The 17,219-nt window shown below is 61.8% G+C and carries 17 protein-coding genes; 6 read left to right on the forward strand and 11 right to left on the reverse strand.

Features of this window, described 5'->3' with window-relative positions; translation table 11 throughout:
• Nucleotides 1-2: 2 nt before the first annotated feature.
• The 4 genes from arcC to arcD (AD670_RS19425) all read right to left on the reverse strand — a co-directional run bounded on the left by arcC (nt 3) and on the right by arcD (AD670_RS19425) (nt 4,812).
• A complete protein-coding gene (arcC, locus tag AD670_RS19410) occupies nt 3-932 on the reverse strand; it encodes a carbamate kinase (RefSeq protein WP_053135915.1) in 930 nt (309 codons plus the stop codon).
• A 148-nt stretch (nt 933-1,080) separates the two neighbouring features.
• On the reverse strand, nt 1,081-2,091 hold the full coding sequence (locus tag AD670_RS19415; RefSeq protein ID WP_015885593.1) for an ornithine carbamoyltransferase: 1,011 nt from the start codon (nt 2,089-2,091) through the stop codon (nt 1,081-1,083).
• A 12-nt stretch (nt 2,092-2,103) separates the two neighbouring features.
• A complete protein-coding gene (arcA, locus tag AD670_RS19420; protein WP_053135917.1) occupies nt 2,104-3,360 on the reverse strand; it encodes an arginine deiminase in 1,257 nt (418 codons plus the stop codon).
• 24 nt (nt 3,361-3,384) lie between these two features.
• A complete protein-coding gene (gene arcD, locus AD670_RS19425; RefSeq protein WP_053135920.1) occupies nt 3,385-4,812 on the reverse strand; it encodes an arginine-ornithine antiporter in 1,428 nt (475 codons plus the stop codon).
• A 441-nt stretch (nt 4,813-5,253) separates the two neighbouring features.
• On the opposite strand from arcD (AD670_RS19425), the gene arcD (AD670_RS19430) reads away from it, so the two are divergent.
• Entirely contained in the window at nt 5,254-6,681 is a 1,428-nt protein-coding gene (arcD, locus tag AD670_RS19430; RefSeq protein WP_053135924.1) for an arginine-ornithine antiporter, read from the forward strand.
• Between the two features lie 107 nt (nt 6,682-6,788).
• Here the strand turns inward: arcD (AD670_RS19430) and AD670_RS19435 are convergent, their stop codons facing one another.
• From AD670_RS19435 to AD670_RS19465, 7 genes are all read right to left on the reverse strand, one after another.
• The gene (locus AD670_RS19435; protein ID WP_053135928.1) at nt 6,789-8,138 is read right to left on the reverse strand and encodes a CoA transferase; all 1,350 of its coding nucleotides are present in this window, start codon (nt 8,136-8,138) and stop codon (nt 6,789-6,791) included.
• 40 nt (nt 8,139-8,178) lie between these two features.
• A complete protein-coding gene (locus tag AD670_RS19440; protein WP_053135931.1) occupies nt 8,179-9,522 on the reverse strand; it encodes a HAMP domain-containing sensor histidine kinase in 1,344 nt (447 codons plus the stop codon).
• Nucleotides 9,523-9,590: 68 nt separating this feature from the next.
• Entirely contained in the window at nt 9,591-10,055 is a 465-nt protein-coding gene (locus tag AD670_RS19445; RefSeq protein ID WP_053135934.1) for an LTXXQ domain protein, read from the reverse strand.
• Nucleotides 10,056-10,199: 144 nt separating this feature from the next.
• Entirely contained in the window at nt 10,200-10,877 is a 678-nt protein-coding gene (locus AD670_RS19450; protein WP_049711772.1) for a response regulator transcription factor, read from the reverse strand.
• A 7-nt stretch (nt 10,878-10,884) separates the two neighbouring features.
• Nucleotides 10,885-11,292 carry a translation initiation factor 2 gene (locus AD670_RS19455; protein WP_053135938.1) on the reverse strand — a complete coding sequence of 136 codons (408 nt, stop codon included), beginning with the start codon at nt 11,290-11,292 and terminating at the stop codon, nt 10,885-10,887.
• Between the two features lie 106 nt (nt 11,293-11,398).
• Nucleotides 11,399-11,698 carry a YciI family protein gene (locus AD670_RS19460; RefSeq protein WP_027605568.1) on the reverse strand — a complete coding sequence of 100 codons (300 nt, stop codon included), beginning with the start codon at nt 11,696-11,698 and terminating at the stop codon, nt 11,399-11,401.
• A 1-nt stretch (nt 11,699) separates the two neighbouring features.
• Nucleotides 11,700-12,296, reverse strand: a complete 597-nt coding sequence (locus AD670_RS19465) for a septation protein A (protein ID WP_053135941.1) — start codon at nt 12,294-12,296, stop codon at nt 11,700-11,702.
• An 87-nt stretch (nt 12,297-12,383) separates the two neighbouring features.
• Between AD670_RS19465 and AD670_RS19470 the strand changes: the two genes are divergently transcribed.
• The 5 genes from AD670_RS19470 (at nt 12,384) to rluB (ending at nt 17,080) form a co-directional block, all read left to right on the forward strand.
• Nucleotides 12,384-13,247: a PHP domain-containing protein gene (locus AD670_RS19470; protein ID WP_027605570.1), complete on the forward strand. Its 864-nt coding sequence runs from the start codon at nt 12,384-12,386 to the stop codon at nt 13,245-13,247.
• 13 nt (nt 13,248-13,260) lie between these two features.
• Nucleotides 13,261-13,890 (forward strand): L-threonylcarbamoyladenylate synthase, encoded by a 630-nt coding sequence (locus tag AD670_RS19475; protein WP_027605571.1) that lies wholly within the window; start codon nt 13,261-13,263, stop codon nt 13,888-13,890.
• Nucleotides 13,891-14,010: 120 nt separating this feature from the next.
• On the forward strand, nt 14,011-14,709 hold the full coding sequence (locus tag AD670_RS19480; protein WP_172681505.1) for a ScpA family protein: 699 nt from the start codon (nt 14,011-14,013) through the stop codon (nt 14,707-14,709).
• Nucleotides 14,710-14,721: 12 nt separating this feature from the next.
• Nucleotides 14,722-15,627, forward strand: coding sequence for an SMC-Scp complex subunit ScpB (gene scpB, locus AD670_RS19485; RefSeq protein ID WP_053135946.1), 906 nt, complete (start codon nt 14,722-14,724; stop codon nt 15,625-15,627).
• A gap of 205 nt (nt 15,628-15,832) precedes the next feature.
• Nucleotides 15,833-17,080 (forward strand): 23S rRNA pseudouridine(2605) synthase RluB, encoded by a 1,248-nt coding sequence (gene rluB, locus AD670_RS19490; protein ID WP_053135949.1) that lies wholly within the window; start codon nt 15,833-15,835, stop codon nt 17,078-17,080.
• The last annotated feature ends 139 nt before the right edge of the window (nt 17,081-17,219 follow it).

Below are 17,219 nucleotides of genomic sequence, written 5' to 3' on the forward strand. Positions count from 1 at the left end.
CTTCACAGATAGGTGATGCCAGGTGTCGCCGTGCTGATGCGCGTGCCGGCGCTGCTCTGGACGATGGCTTCGATGTCGGAGAGTGAACCGATCACCGCAGTTTTGCCAGTCTGGCGGGCGAACTCGCAGGCGGCTTGCACCTTGGGACCCATGGAGCCGGCGGCGAAGCCGAGTTTTTCCATGTCGTCGGGGTGGGCCTGGCCGATGGCTTTCTGGGTCGGCTTGCCGAAGTCGATAAAAACGGCGTTGACGTCGGTGGCGATCACCAGCAAATCGGCGTCCAGTTGCGCGGCCAGCAACGAGGAGCACAGGTCTTTGTCGATCACGGCTTCGATGCCCTTGAGCTTGCCGTCTTCACCGTACAGGGTCGGGATACCGCCACCACCGGCGCAGATCACGATGGCGCTTTTTTCCAGCAGCCATTTGATCGGGCGAATCTCAAAGATGCGTTTGGGCCGTGGACTGGCCACGACGCGGCGATATTTATCGCCATCCGGGGCGATGGCCCAGCCTTTCTCGGCGGCGAGTTTTTCCGCTTCGGCCTTGGAGTACACCGGGCCGATGGGCTTGGTCGGGTTCTGGAAGGCCGGGTCCTTGGCGTCCACTTCCACCTGGGTGAGCAGGGTGGCGAACGGCACTTCGAAGTCCAGCAGGTTGCCCAGTTCCTGTTCGATGATGTAGCCGATCATGCCTTCGGTCTCGGCACCCAGCACGTCCAGCGGGTACGGCGAAACGCTGGTGTAGGCCGCCGCCTGCAACGACAGCAGGCCGACCTGCGGGCCATTGCCGTGGGCGATGACCAGCTCGTTGCCGGGATGGATCTTGGCGATCTGTTCGGTGGCGATGCGGATATTGGCGCGTTGATTGTCTGCGGTCATGGGTTCACCACGGCGCAGGAGGGCGTTGCCGCCCAGGGCTACGACGATTCGCATAATGCAATCCTTCTAGAGCTCGCAATCCGTTGTAGGAGCGAGCTTGCTCGCGAAGGAGGTCAACGATAACGCGCCCATCCTGAATGAACGCGGTGCCCTTGAATTTTTCGCGAGCAAGCTCGCTCCTACAGTGGGATCGCAGCAGGGTTTAGATATCCGCGAGTGCCGACACCAGGATCGCCTTGATGGTGTGCATGCGGTTTTCCGCTTGCTCAAAGGCGATGTTGGCCGGCGACTCGAAGACTTCCTCGGTCACTTCCACGCCGTTGGCCAGGTTCGGATACCGCGCGGCGATGTCCTTGCCGACCTTGGTTTCGCTGTTATGGAACGCCGGCAGGCAGTGCATGAATTTCACCCGAGGGTTGCCCGAGGCTTTCATCATCTTGGCGTTGACCTGGTACGGCAGCAGTTGTTCGATACGTTCGTCCCACGCTTCCACCGGCTCACCCATGGACACCCAGATATCGGTGTGGATGAAGTCCACGCCCTTGACCGCCTCTTTCGGGTCTTCGGTGATGGTGATGCGCGCGCCACTTTCCTCGGCGAATGCCTGGCACTGTTTGATGAAATCTTCGTGGGGCCACAGGGCTTTCGGCGCGCCGATGCGCACATCCATGCCCAGCTTGGCGCCGATCATCAGCAGCGAGTTGCCCATGTTGTAGCGGGCGTCGCCCAGGTAGGCGTAGCTGATGTCATGCAGCGGTTTGTCACTGTGCTCGCGCATGGTCAGGGTGTCGGCGATCATTTGGGTCGGGTGGAATTCGGCGGTGAGGCCGTTGAACACCGGCACGCCGGCGAACTTGGCCAGTTCTTCGACGATTTCCTGCTCGAAGCCACGGTACTCAATGGCGTCGAACATGCGGCCGAGGACGCGGGCGGTGTCTTTCATGCTTTCTTTGTGGCCGATCTGCGACGACACCGGGTCGATGTAGGTGACGTGGGCGCCCTGGTCATGGGCGGCCACTTCGAAGGCGCAACGGGTGCGGGTCGAGGTTTTTTCGAAGATCAGCGCGATGTTCTTGCCTTGCAGGTGCGGACGCTCGGTGCCGGTGTATTTGGCGCGTTTGAGGTCGCGGGACAGGTCCAGCAGGTAATTCAGCTCGCGGGTGGTGTGGTGCATCAGCGACAGCAGGCTGCGGTTGCGCATATTGAAAGCCATGATGGAATCTCCTTAATAGTCGATAGGGTCGCGGATGATCGGGCAGGTCATGCAGTGGCCGCCGCCACGGCCACGGCCGAGTTCACCGGCGCTGATGGTGATGACTTCCACGCCAGCCTTGCGCAACAGGGTGTTGGTGTAGGTGTTGCGGTCGTAGCCGATCACCACGCCGGGCTCCACGGCCACCACGTTGTTGCCGTCGTCCCACTGCTCGCGTTCGGCGGCGAAGCTGTTGCCGCCGGTCTCGACCACGCGCAGGGCCTTGAGGTTGAGCGCGGCGGCCACGGTCTCGAGGAAGTTGGTTTTCTCGCGCTGAATGTCGATGCCGTGGGGCTTGCTGTCGTCAGGGCGCAGGGTGAAGGGCACGATCTGGTTGACCACTTCGGGGAAGATGGTCACCAGGTCGCGGTCGCAGAAGCTGAACACGGTGTCCAGGTGCATGGCGGCGCGGGATTTCGGCAGGCCGGCAACGATCACCTGTTCCACGGCTTTGTTCTTGAACAGGTTGCGCGCCAGTTGGCCGATGGCCTGGTGGGACGAACGCTCGCCCATGCCGATCAACACCACGCCATTGCCGATCGGCATGACGTCACCGCCTTCGAGCGTGGCGGCACCGTGTTCCTGGTCGGGGTCGCCGTACCAGATCTGGAAGTCCGCGTTGGTGAACTCGGGGTGGAATTTGTAGATCGCGCTGGCCAGCAGGGTTTCCTGGCGTCGGGCCGGCCAGTACATGGGGTTGAGCGTCACGCCGCCGTAGATCCAGCAGGTGGTGTCGCGGGTGAACTGGGTGTTGGGCAGCGGCGGCAGAATGAAACTGGCGTGGCCGAGGAAGTCGCGGAACATCTCGATGGTCTTGCCACCGAAGCTGCTCGGCAGGTCATCGGCCGACACGCCGCCAATCAGGAACTCGGCGATCTTGCGCGGCTCAAGGCTGCGCAGCCACGAACTGACTTCCTCGACCAGGCCCAGGCCCACGGTGTTGGAGGTGATCTTGCGCGCCAGGATCCAGTCCAGGGCTTCGGGGATGGCGACGATATCGGTCAGCAGGTTGTGCATTTCCAGCACATCAATGTCCCGCTCGCGCATCTTGGTGACGAAGTCGAAGTGGTCGCGCTTGGCCTGGGCCACCCACAACACGTCATCGAACAGCAGTTCATCGCAGTTATTGGGGGTCAGCCGTTGGTGGGCCAAACCTGGGGAGCACACCATGACTTTGCGCAGTTTGCCGGCTTCGGAATGTACGCCGTACTTCACTTTTTCCGTGGTCATTACAGATCCTCCAAGGAACAACAATTACAGAGTCAGGAAGCCGTCGTAGAGGCCATAGGCAGCCACCAGGGCGCCAATGACGACTGCGGCGAAAATCAACTTCTCGACGTTGGTGAAAATCGGTTTGCCCAGTTCATGCTTGGCCTTGGCGAACAGGATCGCGCCGGGGGCATAGAGCAGGGCGGACAGCAGCAGGTACTTGGTGCCGCCGGCGTAGAGCAGCCAGACCGCATAGATCAGCGCGACTGCGCCGATGAACAGGTCTTTGCTGCGCTCTTTGAGGGCGTTTTCGTAGGTTTCGCCGCGCACCGCCAGCAGCAGCGCGTAGGCCGCCGACCACAGGTACGGCACCAGGATCATCGAGGTGGCGAGGTAGATCAGCGACAGGTAGGTACTGGCGGAAAACAGCGTGATCACCAGGAATATCTGGACCATGGCGTTGGTCAGCCACAGGGCGTTGGCCGGCACATGGTTGGCATTTTCCTTGCGTAGGAACTCCGGCATGGTGTGGTCCTTGGCGGCGGCGAACATGATCTCCGCACACAGCAGCACCCACGACAGCAGCGCACCGAGCAACGAGATGATCAAGCCGACGCTGATCAGCACCGCGCCCCAGTGGCCCACCACATGTTCCAGCACGGCGGCCATCGACGGGTTCTGCAGCTTGGCCAGTTCCGGTTGGGTCATGATGCCCAGGGACAGCACGTTCACCAGCATCAGGAACAACAGCACAGTGATAAAGCCGATCACGGTGGCCTTGCCGACGTCGCTGCGTTTTTCGGCACGGGCCGAGAAGATGCTCGCGCCTTCGATACCAATGAACACCCACACGGTGACCAGCATCATGTTGCGCACTTGGTTCATCACGCTGCCCAGGTCCGGGTTTTTCACGCCCCAGATGTCAGCGGTGAAGATGTCCAGCTTGAACGCGAACACGGCGATCAACACGAACAGCACCAGCGGTACCACCTTGGCGACGGTGGTCACCAGGTTGATGAACGCCGCTTCCCTGATCCCGCGCAGCACCAGAAAATGCACGGCCCACAGCAAGACCGATGCGCCAATCACCGCCGCAGGCGTATTGCCTTCGCCGAAGATCGGGAAGAAATAACCGAGGGTACTGAACAGCAGTACGAAGTAGCCGACGTTGCCCAGCCAGGCGCTGATCCAGTAACCCCAGGCAGACGAAAAGCCCATGTAGTCACCGAAGCCGGCCTTGGCGTAGGCGTAGACACCGCCGTCCAGATCAGGTTTGCGGTTGGCCAGGGTCTGGAAGACGAAGGCCAGGGTCAACATGCCCACGGCGGTAATTACCCAACCGATCAATACCGCGCCAACATCGGCACTCGCCGCCATGTTTTGCGGCAGAGAGAAGATCCCGCCGCCAATCATTGAGCCAACGACAAGTGCAACCAGTGCGCCCAGTCGAAGTTTTCCGGGAGATTCAGACATTGCATAACTCCAATGCAGGAGAAGAGAGACCACAGAATAATTCTGTGCGCTAATCAAACAGCTGACTCAGATCACTTCATTGGCACATTCCATTGTGAATTAATGAGTTAGGGGGAAAGCTGCGAGCAATACTTCCCCTCGCAAAGTCGCGTTCCAGAGCGATTTCTGCGGTTTTATTAATTAATTAGTCTGCCGTGTGGACGTTTGAAACTAGACCCTTTTACTGAATGCGCAAGTTTTTCCAAAAGGCGACAATAAATGACCTGGAAACGACAAAGTAATGGTCGTATTTAAATTCTAAATAAGCCTGAACTAGATAAACTGTCATGCCGTTGAGTTATGAGCGTGGCGGTTTTATCGCTGTCTTTAATAAACGCTAAACTCGCTGACTTAATTAGTTGAGTTCAGGGTTGTCAGCTCAATTTTTATTTAGGAGTCTGCATGTCTCAACCGGTCCAGAAACTTCGGCTTGGCGCTTTGATTGCCCTGGTGGTGGGGTCGATGATCGGCGGCGGGATTTTCTCGTTGCCCCAGAACATGGCTGCGCGCGCCGAGGTGGGCGCGGTGTTGATCGGCTGGGCGATCACTGCCGTGGGCATGTTGACCCTGGCCTTCGTCTTCCAGACCCTGGCCAACCGCAAGCCTGAGCTGGATTCCGGGGTGTATGCCTACGCCAAGGCCGGTTTCGGCGACTACATGGGCTTTTCGTCTGCCTGGGGCTACTGGATCAGCGCGTGGATGGGCAACGTCGGTTATTTCGTGCTGCTGTTCAGCACCCTGGGGTATTTTTTCCCGGTGTTCGGGCAAGGCAACACGCCGGTGGCCATCGGCTGCGCATCGTTGCTGCTATGGGCCGTGCACTTCCTGGTGATGCGCGGAATCAAGGAAGCCGCGTTCATCAACCAGATCACCACCGTGGCCAAGCTGGTGCCGCTGCTGATGTTCGTGGTCATCGCCGCCGTGGCGTTCAAGGCCGATATCTTCACGGCTGACATCTGGGGCCTGGGCAAGCCGCAATTCGGCAGTGTGGTGGACCAGGTGCGCAATATGATGCTGGTCACGGTGTTTGTGTTTATCGGCATTGAGGGTGCCAGTGTGTATTCGGCGCGGGCCGAGAAGCGCGCGGACGTGGGGCGGGCCACCGTGATCGGCTTTCTTGGCGTGCTGGCGTTGTTGGTGTTGGTCAACCTGTTGTCCCTGGGGATCATGAGCCAGCCGGAGCTGGCCCAACTGCAAAACCCGTCCCTGGCCGGTGTGCTTGAACATATCGTCGGGCCCTGGGGGGCGTTGCTGATCAGTATCGGCCTGGCGGTTTCATTGCTGGGCGCCTTGCTGTCCTGGGCGCTGCTCTGTGCCGAAATCCTCTACGCCACCGCCCATGACAAGACCATGCCGGCCTTCCTGAAGAAGGAAAATGCCAACCAGGTGCCGGTCAACGCCTTGTGGCTGACCAATGTGATGATCCAGGTCTTCCTGGTGATCACGCTGTTTTCCCACAGCACCTACACCACCCTGATTTACCTGGCGTCGTCGATGATCCTGGTGCCGTACCTGTGGTCGGCGGCGTATGCCGTGCTGTTGAGCGGGCGGGGTGAAACCTATGAAGGTGCCCACCGCCATCGCATCAAGGACCTGCTGGTGGGGTTGATCGCCCTGGGCTACGCCGTATGGTTGCTCTACGCCGGGGGCCTTAAATACCTGCTGCTGTCAGCGCTGTTGTATGCGCCGGGCGTGATCCTGTTCGCCCTCGCCAAGCGCGAACAGGGCCAGCCTTTGTTTACCCACGTTGAAAAAGGCATTTTCAGCTGTGTGATCGCCGGTGCAGGGCTGGCGGCGTATGGGTTGTACAGCGGGGTATTGTCGTTGTGATGGGGTGAGGGCACTGGCCTCATCGCGAGCAAGCGCCCTCCCACATTTTGAATATGTTCACTCATCAAAGTGTGGGAGGGGGCTTGCTCCGGATAGCGGTAGTCAAGTCACCATTGCGGCCTGTGCGAGCCCAAGTCTCCAGCCGGCAAATCCCATTGCAATGGCGTTCCGCCGATGGTCAGCGGGGGCAGCAGCCGGTGGGCCTGGCCCCAGGCGGTCTGTTCGACGACCAGGCCTTGATCCCCTGGTTCTTCCTCTCGCAACGCCGGCTGCTCGGGCACTTGTCCGGCTTCCACCAGTAGCCTCGCCGTACGCGCCAACGACAACCGCGCCGAACCGCCACGACCCGATGTGAACCGTTCGCTCAATGCCCGAATCGCGCTGGCCGCCATCAAATACCCAGTGGCATGGTCCAGCGCCTGCACCGGCAGCGGCACGGGTTTGTCTGCCTGCTTCCAGGCCATGCCTGCCGCGGCGATCCCGCTGCTCATCTGCACCAGGCTGTCGAAGCCCCGGCGGTTACGCCACGGGCCGCTCCAGCCGTAGGCGTTGAGGCTGACGTCGATCAGGCCGGGGGCGAGGGCTTGCAGGCTGTCGGCGGTGTAGCCCAGTTGCTCCAGGGCGTCAGCGCGGTAACCGTGGAACAGGATGTCGGCGTCCTTGAGCAACCTCTCGAACATCAGCCGGCCTTCGGGCGTTTTCAGGTCCAGCCGCGCGCAGCGTTTGCCCAGGGTCATTTCCGGGACTACGCCGGGTTCGTTCCAGGTGGGTGAGTCGATGCGCAGTACATCCGCGCCGAGACCGGCCAGAAAACGACTGGCCACCGGGCCGGCCAATACGCGGGTCAGGTCCAGCACCTTGAGGCCGGCCAGCGGGCGTGCCACCGAGCCGCGCCAGGGTTTATCGGTGGTAGTTTCGAAAGTCTGGCGTTGGACCAGCGCCTCGGCGTTCACCGCCAACCCTTGTGGATGTTGCTGCCAGGCCTGCCATGTACGCATCTGCGCCGCGCAGCCACCGTGGTCGACAATCGCCTGTTCCAGTTCTGCGGCGTTCCACGCCGCGACCTTGCTGGCCATCTCGGCGCGGTCGGCGACCTTGCCCAGCACCCGTTCGGCGGCGGCACGGTGATGGGGCGCGTTGGTGTGCAGGCGAATCCAGCCATCGGCGCTGGCGTAGTCGCCGGCCACCGGGTCCCACAGGGGCGGCACTTGCCAGCCCAGCGGGCGGATCGAGGAAGAGAACCAGAAAGAGGCGAGGCGTCGGTCCACACTCACGCTGGGTAAGCGCCCGGTCTGTTGTTGGATCAGTTGGGCGACGGCCTGCCCGGCGGCGCCGATGCTGGCACTGGCCAGTTCGGTGACGGCGTAGGTTGAGGGCAGGGCGCCGGCCTCGGTGAAGGTCAGCGGGGTGTGGGGTAGGTCGAGTGCGGCTTGGATGGGGGTCAGCAGGTCAGTCATCAAAGGCCCTCCGTAAGAGAAGGGCCACTATAGAAGATCATCACACCGGTGTGACAACCCCGGGCGTCAACGGCAAGTCGATGCTGGCGATAAAACCACCGTCGGGGTGATTGGCCAGGATCAGGCTGCCACCGTGGCGTTCGGCCGCGCGTCGGGCAATTGCCAGGCCCAAGCCGTGCCCTTGGGCCGTCTGGCCGGGAGCGCGGTAGAACGGCTCGCCGAGTTGACTCAGGTGTTCGGCGTCCACACCCGGGCCATGGTCGCGCACGCTGATCAGGATGCGGTCGCCGTGGCGCTGGGCGTGCAAATCGATCGGTTGCCCAGGCGGGTTGAAGCGCTGGGCATTGCGCAGCAGGTTATCCACCGCTCGTTCGATCATGGTCGGCCAGCCCTTCAGTTGCAGGTCCGGGTCGCTGCTCAGTTGCACCACCTGGTCCGGCGCGCTGAGCTGGGCATCCTTTTGCAGGGTTTTGAGCAGTGGGATGAGGTCGACGTCTTCGGCGCTGGCATTGTCGGCGTCGACGCGGGCCAGGACCAGAATTTCACTGATCAGGGCTTCCAGGCGGTCGCATTCGCGGGTCAGGCGGGGCCAGAGTTTTTCCCGTTCTTCGGCGCTGGCGCGTTCGGCCAGGGCCAGGGCGATGCGCAGGCGGGCGAGGGGCGAGCGCAGTTCATGGGACACATCGCGCAGCAACTGGCGCTGGCTGCCGATCAGGCTTTGCAGGCGTGCGCCCATGCGGTTGAAGTCGGTGGCGAGTACGCCGAATTCATCGCGGCGGTTGGCCAGCTGCGCCAGGCTGTTCTGTTGATAGGTGGCCTGGCCGAGGTCATGCACCGCGCCGCGCAGGCGGCTTAGTGGGCGGGTGATGGACAGGGTGACGAACAGGCTGAACAAGGTCAGCACCACCAGTGCAATCACCAGCGCGCTCAACGGCCATGCCAGGCTGCTGCGATGCCATTCGTCCAGTTCGGGGTGCGGGATGCGGTAGATCAACAGGTAGGTGTCGCCGGTCTTGTCGCTGGTGTACTCGGCGGTCAGTCGCCGCCAGGGCAGATGGCCTTCCTTGCTGTCGTTCTGCCGGGCTTCGAAGGCGGCGGCGCGGCGCGGGAAGGTGCCGCGTACCACCGGCTCGCCGCTTTCGTTCAGCACTTGCACGTCGATGTGGTACTGGCGCTTGCGCTGTTGCAGCAGCTCTTGGGCGGCGTCCTCGCCCTGGGCTTCGTAGAGCTGGGTCCACTCTTGCGCCAGGTTATTGAGGCCGGGGTGACGGCTGAGAATCCAGGCATCCTGGTTAAGCATGTGCCCAAGCAGGATCGACAACCCGGCAACCAAGGCGATGGCCAGCCAGAAACTGGCCAGGATGCGCCAGAACAATGAACGCACAGGAAACCCTCAAACAGGAAAAGCCCAGTGGCGGGGGCCACTGGGCTGGGAGTGTTAACGCGGGGACATTATTGCGCTTTTTGCGGCTGCTGCGCTTTCCAGGCTTGGAATTCCTTCCATTCGGCACGACGCTGTTCTTGCTTCTTGACGATCTCGTCGAACTTCTTCTGCTGGTCAGGCTTGAGCACGGCACGGATGTCGGCCTGGGTTTTCTGCTTGCCGGCGGCGATTTCATCCTGCATGGCTTTCTGGTCGGCGGCCGGGAGTTTGTCCAGGTACTTTTTGACCAGGTCTTTGCGAGCGTGCCATTGGTCGCCCATCAGCTTGCCGATCTGCTCGCGCTGTTCGCGGCTCAGGTCCAGTTGGCTGAAGGGGCCGCCTTTGCCACGCGGACCGTGTTCACCGCCGTGGCCCGGGCCACCCATCATGTGGCCTTCAGGGCCGCCCATCGGGCCTGGGCCTTCAGGCATTGCGGCCATGGCAACGGTCGGCAGGGCAGCGGCGAACATCAAAGCGATAAGGGTCTTGCGCATGGTGATTCTCCTGTCTCTATTCCGGTGAGTCCGGATGTGAGTAGATTACGGAGATCAAGGTCAGCGGCGGTCAGGTGTGGGTAAAGCTTGGGTAAAGAGGGTTTTGTTGCGAACTGACAAAACCCTGTAGGAGCGAGGGGGGGGCTAGAGGCTGTAGTAGTAGCCGCGGCTGCGCAACGCCACGATCCGTGGCCGGCCATCCGGGTGCGGGCCGATCTTCTTGCGCAGGTTGCTGACGTGCATGTCCAGGCTGCGATCGTAAAGGGTCAGCTTGCGGCCCAGGGCGATCTGCGCCAGTTCCTGCTTGTCCAGTGGCTCGCCGGGCTGGCGCAATAACGCTTCCAGCAGGCGGCTTTCGGAGACGGTGAGGGTGAATTCCTGTTCGTCGATGCTGACCACGCCGCGCACTGGGCTGAAGCACAGGTCGCCCAGTTCCAGTTGGCTGGACACGGCGGCCGGGTGGCTGCGGCGCAATACTGCGCGCAGGCGCGCGGTCAGTTCGCGCGGGTCGCAGGGCTTGGCCAGGTAGTCGTCGGCGCCCAGTTCCAGGCCGAGGATGCGGTCCAGGGGTTCGCCTCGCGCTGAGAGCATCAGCACCGGCAGCTCCGGGTGGTCGTTGCGCAATTGCTTGAGCAGCTCCAGGCCGCTGCCGTCGGGCAGCATCACGTCGAGCACTACCGCCGCCGGGGCGCTGTCGGCCAAGGCCTTGCGCGCGCTCAAGCCATCGTGGCAGGCGCGCACCTGGAAGCCTTCCTGGCTCAGCCAACTGGTCAGCAGCTCGCAGAGCTCCTGGTCATCATCTATCAGTAACAGCTCGCTCATGACTCACTCAATTTAGCCATTGTCGACGGCGACGGTGCCCACCGCTGGCGAAGATCCCGCACAGCAAGGCGATCAGTGCGACGGCCCCACCGGTGACGAACCATTGTTGTTGCTCGGTCAGCCATCGGGTCAAGGCGCCGCCCTGTGCATCTTTGAGTTGCTGGGCCAGGCGTTGGTTCTCTTGGCGAAGGCGACTCAATTGAGCGCTTTCGCGGGCAGCATCCGCGCTCTGAAGTTGCTTGCTCAGTTCTTGACGCTGCCGTTCGCTTTCTTTCAAACGTTGCTGCAACTCGGTGATCTGGGCGCCGACACTCAAGGACAGGGGCGTGGAACTGCCGGTGTTCGAGGTTTCTTCAGCGTGGGCCGTAGCCCCGATCATTAACACTGCCAACAGACACAACTGACGTAAGCGCATCGGAACTCCTGATTCCACACGAATATTCAGAACGTTGTCGGCAGGTTACCGAGAATAATGAGCAATTAGGAGTGCGCCGGCCTCAATAGGTTCGGCGCAACCAGGATCAAGGCAGGACTTGCTTGAAGGGTTTGATCACCACGTCGGCGTAGACACCGGCTGCGACATAGGGATCAGCCTTGGCCCAGGCCTGGGCATCGGCCAGTGATGCAAACTCGGCGACGATCAGGCTACCGGTAAAACCGGCGTCGCCCGGGTCGTTGCTGTCCACAGCCGGGTGCGGGCCGGCCAGCACGATGCGGCCTTCGGCTTGCAGCACCTTGAGGCGCTCGACGTGAGCCGGGCGTACGGACAGGCGTTTTTCCAACGAGTTGGCAACGTCGGTGGCAATGATGGCGTAGAGCATGTCAGTCCTCGGTTTTCGGCGTAGTAGGCTCGGTGTCATGCAGATGGCGCGACAGGTAGATGCCCTGGGCGACCAGGAACAGCACAGTCATGCCCAGGCTGCCGAACACTTTGAAGTCGACCCAGTAGTCCTGGAAGGTAAACGCCACGAACAGGTTGGCGGCGCCGCAGAAGATGAAAAACACGATCCAGGCCACGTTCAGGCGTGTCCACACCGGTTCCGGCAGGGTCAGCGCATGGCCCATGATTCGCTTGATCAGCAGGCGATCACCGATGAAGTGGCTGCCGATAAACGCCAGGGCGAACAGCCAGTTCACCACCGGTGCCTTCCATTTAAGGAAGGTTTCGCTGTGGAAGGCCAGGGTCAGGCTGCCGAAGACCAGGCAGGCGACGAGGGTCAGCCACTGGCTTTTTTCCAGTTTGCGCTGGGAAATGAAGATGGCGCCGTAGACCACGACAGAGCTGATGATGAGCACCGCCGTGGCGCTGTAGATGCCGCCGAAGGTCAGCTCATGGCCGGCCAGGTCGATGACCCTGGGGTCGAGTTTGTAAACGATGAAAAACAGCAACAGCGGGATGAAGTCGATGAATTGTTTCACAGTAAGAGCCAGAAGCTGGATGTGGCGGCATAATAACAAACATCCTTGGTTGCGATAGCGCCAGCTGACTTGAGGTTACACACCCCCGTGAATGTTGATTTGCACTGCCACAGCACGGCCTCCGATGGCGCCCTGGCGCCTGCGGTACTGGTTGCGCGTGCGTTTGAAAAAGGCGTGCGAGTCCTCTCGTTGACCGACCACGACACCCTCGAAGGCCTCGACGAAGCCCGTACGACCGCCCATGCCCTGGGCATGCAACTGGTCAACGGCGTGGAATTGTCCTGCACCTGGGGCGGCGCCACCATTCATGTGCTCGGCTACGGTTTCGATCAAAAAGCGCCGCCATTGGTGGAGGCTATCGCGCAATTGCACGATGGCCGCTGGCTGCGGTCCGAAGAAATAAGCCGAAAACTCAGCCTCAAAGGCATGCCCAACGCCCTCGACGGCGCCCGCGCCATCCAGCAGGAACTGGGTGACAGCGGCAACGCGCCGGCGCGTCCGCACTTTGCCGACTGGATGGTGCGAGAAGGGTTTGTCAAAGACCGCGCCGAAGCCTTTCGCAAATGGCTGGGCGCCGGCAAGTTGGGGGATGTGAAGCAACATTGGCCGACCCTTGAAGACACCGTCGAGACCCTGCGGGCCTCCGGGGCCTGGGTCAGCCTGGCGCATCCCTGGCATTACGATTTCACCCGCAGCAAGCGTCGCAAGCTGATTGGCGACTATATTGGAGCGGGCGGTCACGCGATTGAAGTGGTCAACGGCTTTCAACCCGCCGAACAGGTGGGCAGCCTGTCGATCCTTGCCCGCGAATTTGGTCTGCTGGTCAGCGCCGGCAGTGACTTTCATGGCCCAGGCGGCTGGTCCGAGATCGGCGAGTACCGCGCGGTCCCGGAAGATTTGCCGCTGTTGTGGGGGAGATTCAAGCATGACCCCATTATTGCCACCGTCTGAACAGGTAGAACCCGTGAGTCAATTCTTCCAGATTCATCCGGAAAACCCCCAGGCGCGCTTGATTAAGCAGGCCGTAGAGATCATTCGCGCCGGCGGCGTGGTGATCTACCCAACCGATTCGTCCTACGCCATCGGTTGCCAGATCGGCGACAAGGGCGCCGTCGAGCGTGTCAGACGCCTGCGCCAGCTGGATGATAAGCACAACTTCGCGCTGATCTGCAGCGACTTGTCCCAGTTGGGCCTGTTTGCCAAGGTCGACACCGGCACCTTCCGCCTGCTCAAGGCCCATACACCCGGGCCCTACACCTTTATCCTCAACGCCACGCGCGAAGTGCCGCGCCTGTTGCTGCACCCGAAAAAACGCACCATCGGCCTGCGCGTGCCGGAGCATCCCATCGCCCTGGCATTGCTCGCCGAGCTGGGTGAGCCGTTGATGAGTGTGTCATTGATCATGCCTGGCGACACCGAGCCCCTGGAAGACCCCTACGAAATGCGCCAATTGCTGGAAAAGCAGGTCGACCTGATCATCGACGGCGGTTTCGGCGGCAACAAGGCCTCCACCGTGATCAACCTGGCCGACGGCGAACCTGAAGTGATCCGTGTCGGTTGCGGCGATCCTGCGCCCTTTATGGCCGAGGCCTGAATGTCAGCTGTGGAAACCGTCGACAGCCAGGCGGGCGCCCAGCAGGAGTTGCCGTTTGCCATGGTGTACGGCCAGGCGGTGCTGGAAATGCCGCTGGACCTGTACATTCCGCCGGACGCCCTGGAAGTCTTCCTTGAGGCGTTCGAGGGGCCGTTGGACTTGCTGCTGTACCTGATCCGCAAACAGAACATCAACATCCTCGACATCCCGGTGGCGGAAATCACCCGCCAGTACATGGGCTATGTCGAGTTGATGCAGTCGGTACGTCTGGAACTGGCTGCCGAGTACCTGGTGATGGCCGCCATGCTCGCCGAGATCAAGTCGCGCATGCTGTTGCCGCGCGCGGAGACGGTCGAGGCCGAAGAGGACGATCCGCGCGCCGAACTGATCCGCCGCCTGCAAGAATACGAGCGCTTCAAGGCTGCCGCCGAAGGCATCGACGGTTTGAGCCGCGTGGGTCGCGACGTGGTAGTCCCCAAGCTCGACGCCCCCGAAGCGCGGGCGCGTAAGCTGCTGCCGGACGTGAGCCTGGAAGAGTTACTGATGTCCATGGCCGAGGTGCTGCGCCGGGGCGATATGTTCGAACACCACCAGGTCAGCCGCGAGGCCCTGTCCACCCGCGAGCGCATGAGCGATGTACTCGAACGCCTCAAGGGCGGCGGATTTGTGCCGTTTGTCGAGCTGTTCACCAAAGAGGAAGGGCGCCTGGGGGTGGTGGTGACCTTTATGGCGGTCCTCGAACTGGTCAAGGAATCCTTGGTCGAGCTGGTCCAGAATGAGCCTTTTGCGGCTATCCACGTGCGGGCGCGAGCCGAATAAAGAGCTGAATCGATGAATCTGACTGAACCCCGCGAACTGGCCCCGTTGCTGGAGGCCTTTCTCCTGGCCTCGGGTAAACCGCAATCCCTGGAGCGTCTGTTCGAACTGTTTGAAGAAGCCGAACGCCCTGAACCGCCGGTGTTCAAGAAGGCGCTGGAAATTCTGCGCAAATCCTGCGACGGCCGTGCCTTTGAACTGCGCGAGGTGGCGTCGGGTTATCGCCTGCAGATCCGTGAGAAGTTTTCCCCGTGGGTCGGCCGCCTCTGGGAGGAGCGCCCGCAGCGCTATTCGCGGGCAATGCTGGAAACCATGGCGCTGATTGCCTATCGACAGCCCATCACTCGCGGCGAAATCGAGGACGTGCGGGGCGTGGCGGTCAACAGCCATATCGTCAAGACGCTGCTGGAGCGCGAGTGGATCCGCATCGTCGGTTACCGCGACGTGCCCGGCAAACCGGCAATGTTCGCCACCACCAAGGTGTTCCTCGACCATTTCAACCTGAAAAACCTCGACGACCTGCCGCCCCTGGCCGAATTGCGCGAGATGGAGGCCGAGCCGGTCCTCGACTTCGACGACGCCCCGGTCCCGGCGAGCTTGCAGGAACTGGCCGACGCCACGGCCGAGCCGAAGGACGAAACCAGTTTCCACACGTTGTTGCTGGAGCTGGACGACATGGAGCAGGGCATCAAGACCGACTTTGACGACTTGCTGCGCGATGGTGCAGCCGAGCCGGAAGCCCAGGTGAGCGTGGAGGTCGAACCGGAACCTGAGGAAGATATCCTCGGCGTGGCCGAAGCCCGCGAAAAACTCCTGGCCGCCGTCGCTGCCCTCGAACAACCGCCCCTGAGCGACGAGGAAGACGAAGCCCGGGCCCTGGCCGAGGCCATCGAGGCCGAACGCCGCCAGTTCGAAGACTGATGCAGTCCAATGTGGGAGGGGCGGTGCGCTGGGCACCACCGGTCGGCGGAAAAAACCATGACCTGGCGCTTATCGGCTAGTCTCTGATGCGCAATGCGCGCCATGCGCGTATGATTCGCGACCCTTTGCCGACCTATTCGGCCAAAGCCCCGCTTTCAACACTCTTCAGGCCACGCCTGAATCGACCCACCGGGAGGTGCTTAAGATGAACGACAAAGACCAGAACGACAGCCAGGAAATCGGCCCTGCAGGCGAAAAGCTGCAAAAGGTGCTGGCGCGTATCGGCGTGGGCTCGCGCCGCGACGTCGAAGCCTGGATCACCCAGAAGCGCATCAAGGTCAACGGCGTCGAGGCCACCCTTGGCCAGCGCGTCGACCTGCACGATGCAATCACCATTGATGGCAAGGTCATCAAGCGTGAAGAGGCCGCCGAATCGGTGCGCCGCGTGATCATGTACAACAAGCCCGATGGCGAGATCTGCACCCGTGACGACCCGGAAGGCCGTCCGACCGTGTTCGACAAGATGCCCAAGCCCAAAGAAGGCCGCTGGATCAACATCGGTCGTCTCGACATCAACACCACCGGCTTGCTGATGTTCACCACCGACGGTGAACTGGCCAACCGCCTGATGCACCCGTCCTACGAGATGGACCGCGAATACGCCGTGCGTGTACGTGGTGAAGTCGATGACGAGATGATCGAACGCCTCAAGGCCGGTGTCGTGCTGGAAGACGGCCCGGCCAAGTTCACCGACATCAAGCAAGCACCGGGCGGTGAAGGTTTCAACCACTGGTACCACTGCGTGGTGATGGAAGGCCGTAACCGTGAAGTACGTCGCCTGTGGGAATCCCAGGGCCTGGTGGTCAGCCGCCTGAAGCGCGTGCGTTTTGGCCCGGTGTTCCTCAACTCCGACCTGCCGATGGGCCGCTGGCGCGAAATGAGCCAGTACGAAGTCGACATCCTCAGCGCCGAAGTCGGCCTGACGCCGGTCGCCATGCCGCAGATGAACGCCAAGAGCAAAGACAAGCTCGATCGCATGCAGCGTAAATCGTCGCGCCCTGTGGCCCGCACCGAACGCGTTGCCCGCACCCTGCGCCCGGCGCTGGATGCACCGGCTACTGGCGGGCGTATCTCGCGTCAACCGCATATCGAAGGCGAGCGTCGCCCAACCGCGCCCTCGCGTCAGGAAGGCGAGCGTGCTCCACGCACCCCACGCCCAGCCGGTCGTGGCGACGCGCCAAGCGGTGGTCGCGGTAATCGCGGTGAAGCCGGTCGCGGTGCTCCGGCATCCGATCGTCCAGCCGACAGCGCCAACACCAAGCGCCCAGCCAAGCCAGCGCCGAAAAAACGCCCAGGCCTGAAACTGGTGGCGGACGAGCCGTCGGGCAAGCGCCGTGGCGCACCGGCCGGTTCGGGTCAGCGTCCTGGTTTTGGTCGTAAGAAGCCGCAGTGATGTAACCGCTGCACACAAACGCCAACCCTAGGGTTGGCGTTTTTTTGCCTTGGAATAGGGGTAAAACATGTGGGAGGGGGCTTGCTCCCGATAGCGGTGTATCAGCTTGCCAATCCGGCGACTGACGCACCGCTATCGG

Origin of the sequence: Pseudomonas sp. MIACH (assembly GCF_001269925.1) — a bacterium.
Taxonomy (GTDB): domain Bacteria; phylum Pseudomonadota; class Gammaproteobacteria; order Pseudomonadales; family Pseudomonadaceae; genus Aquipseudomonas.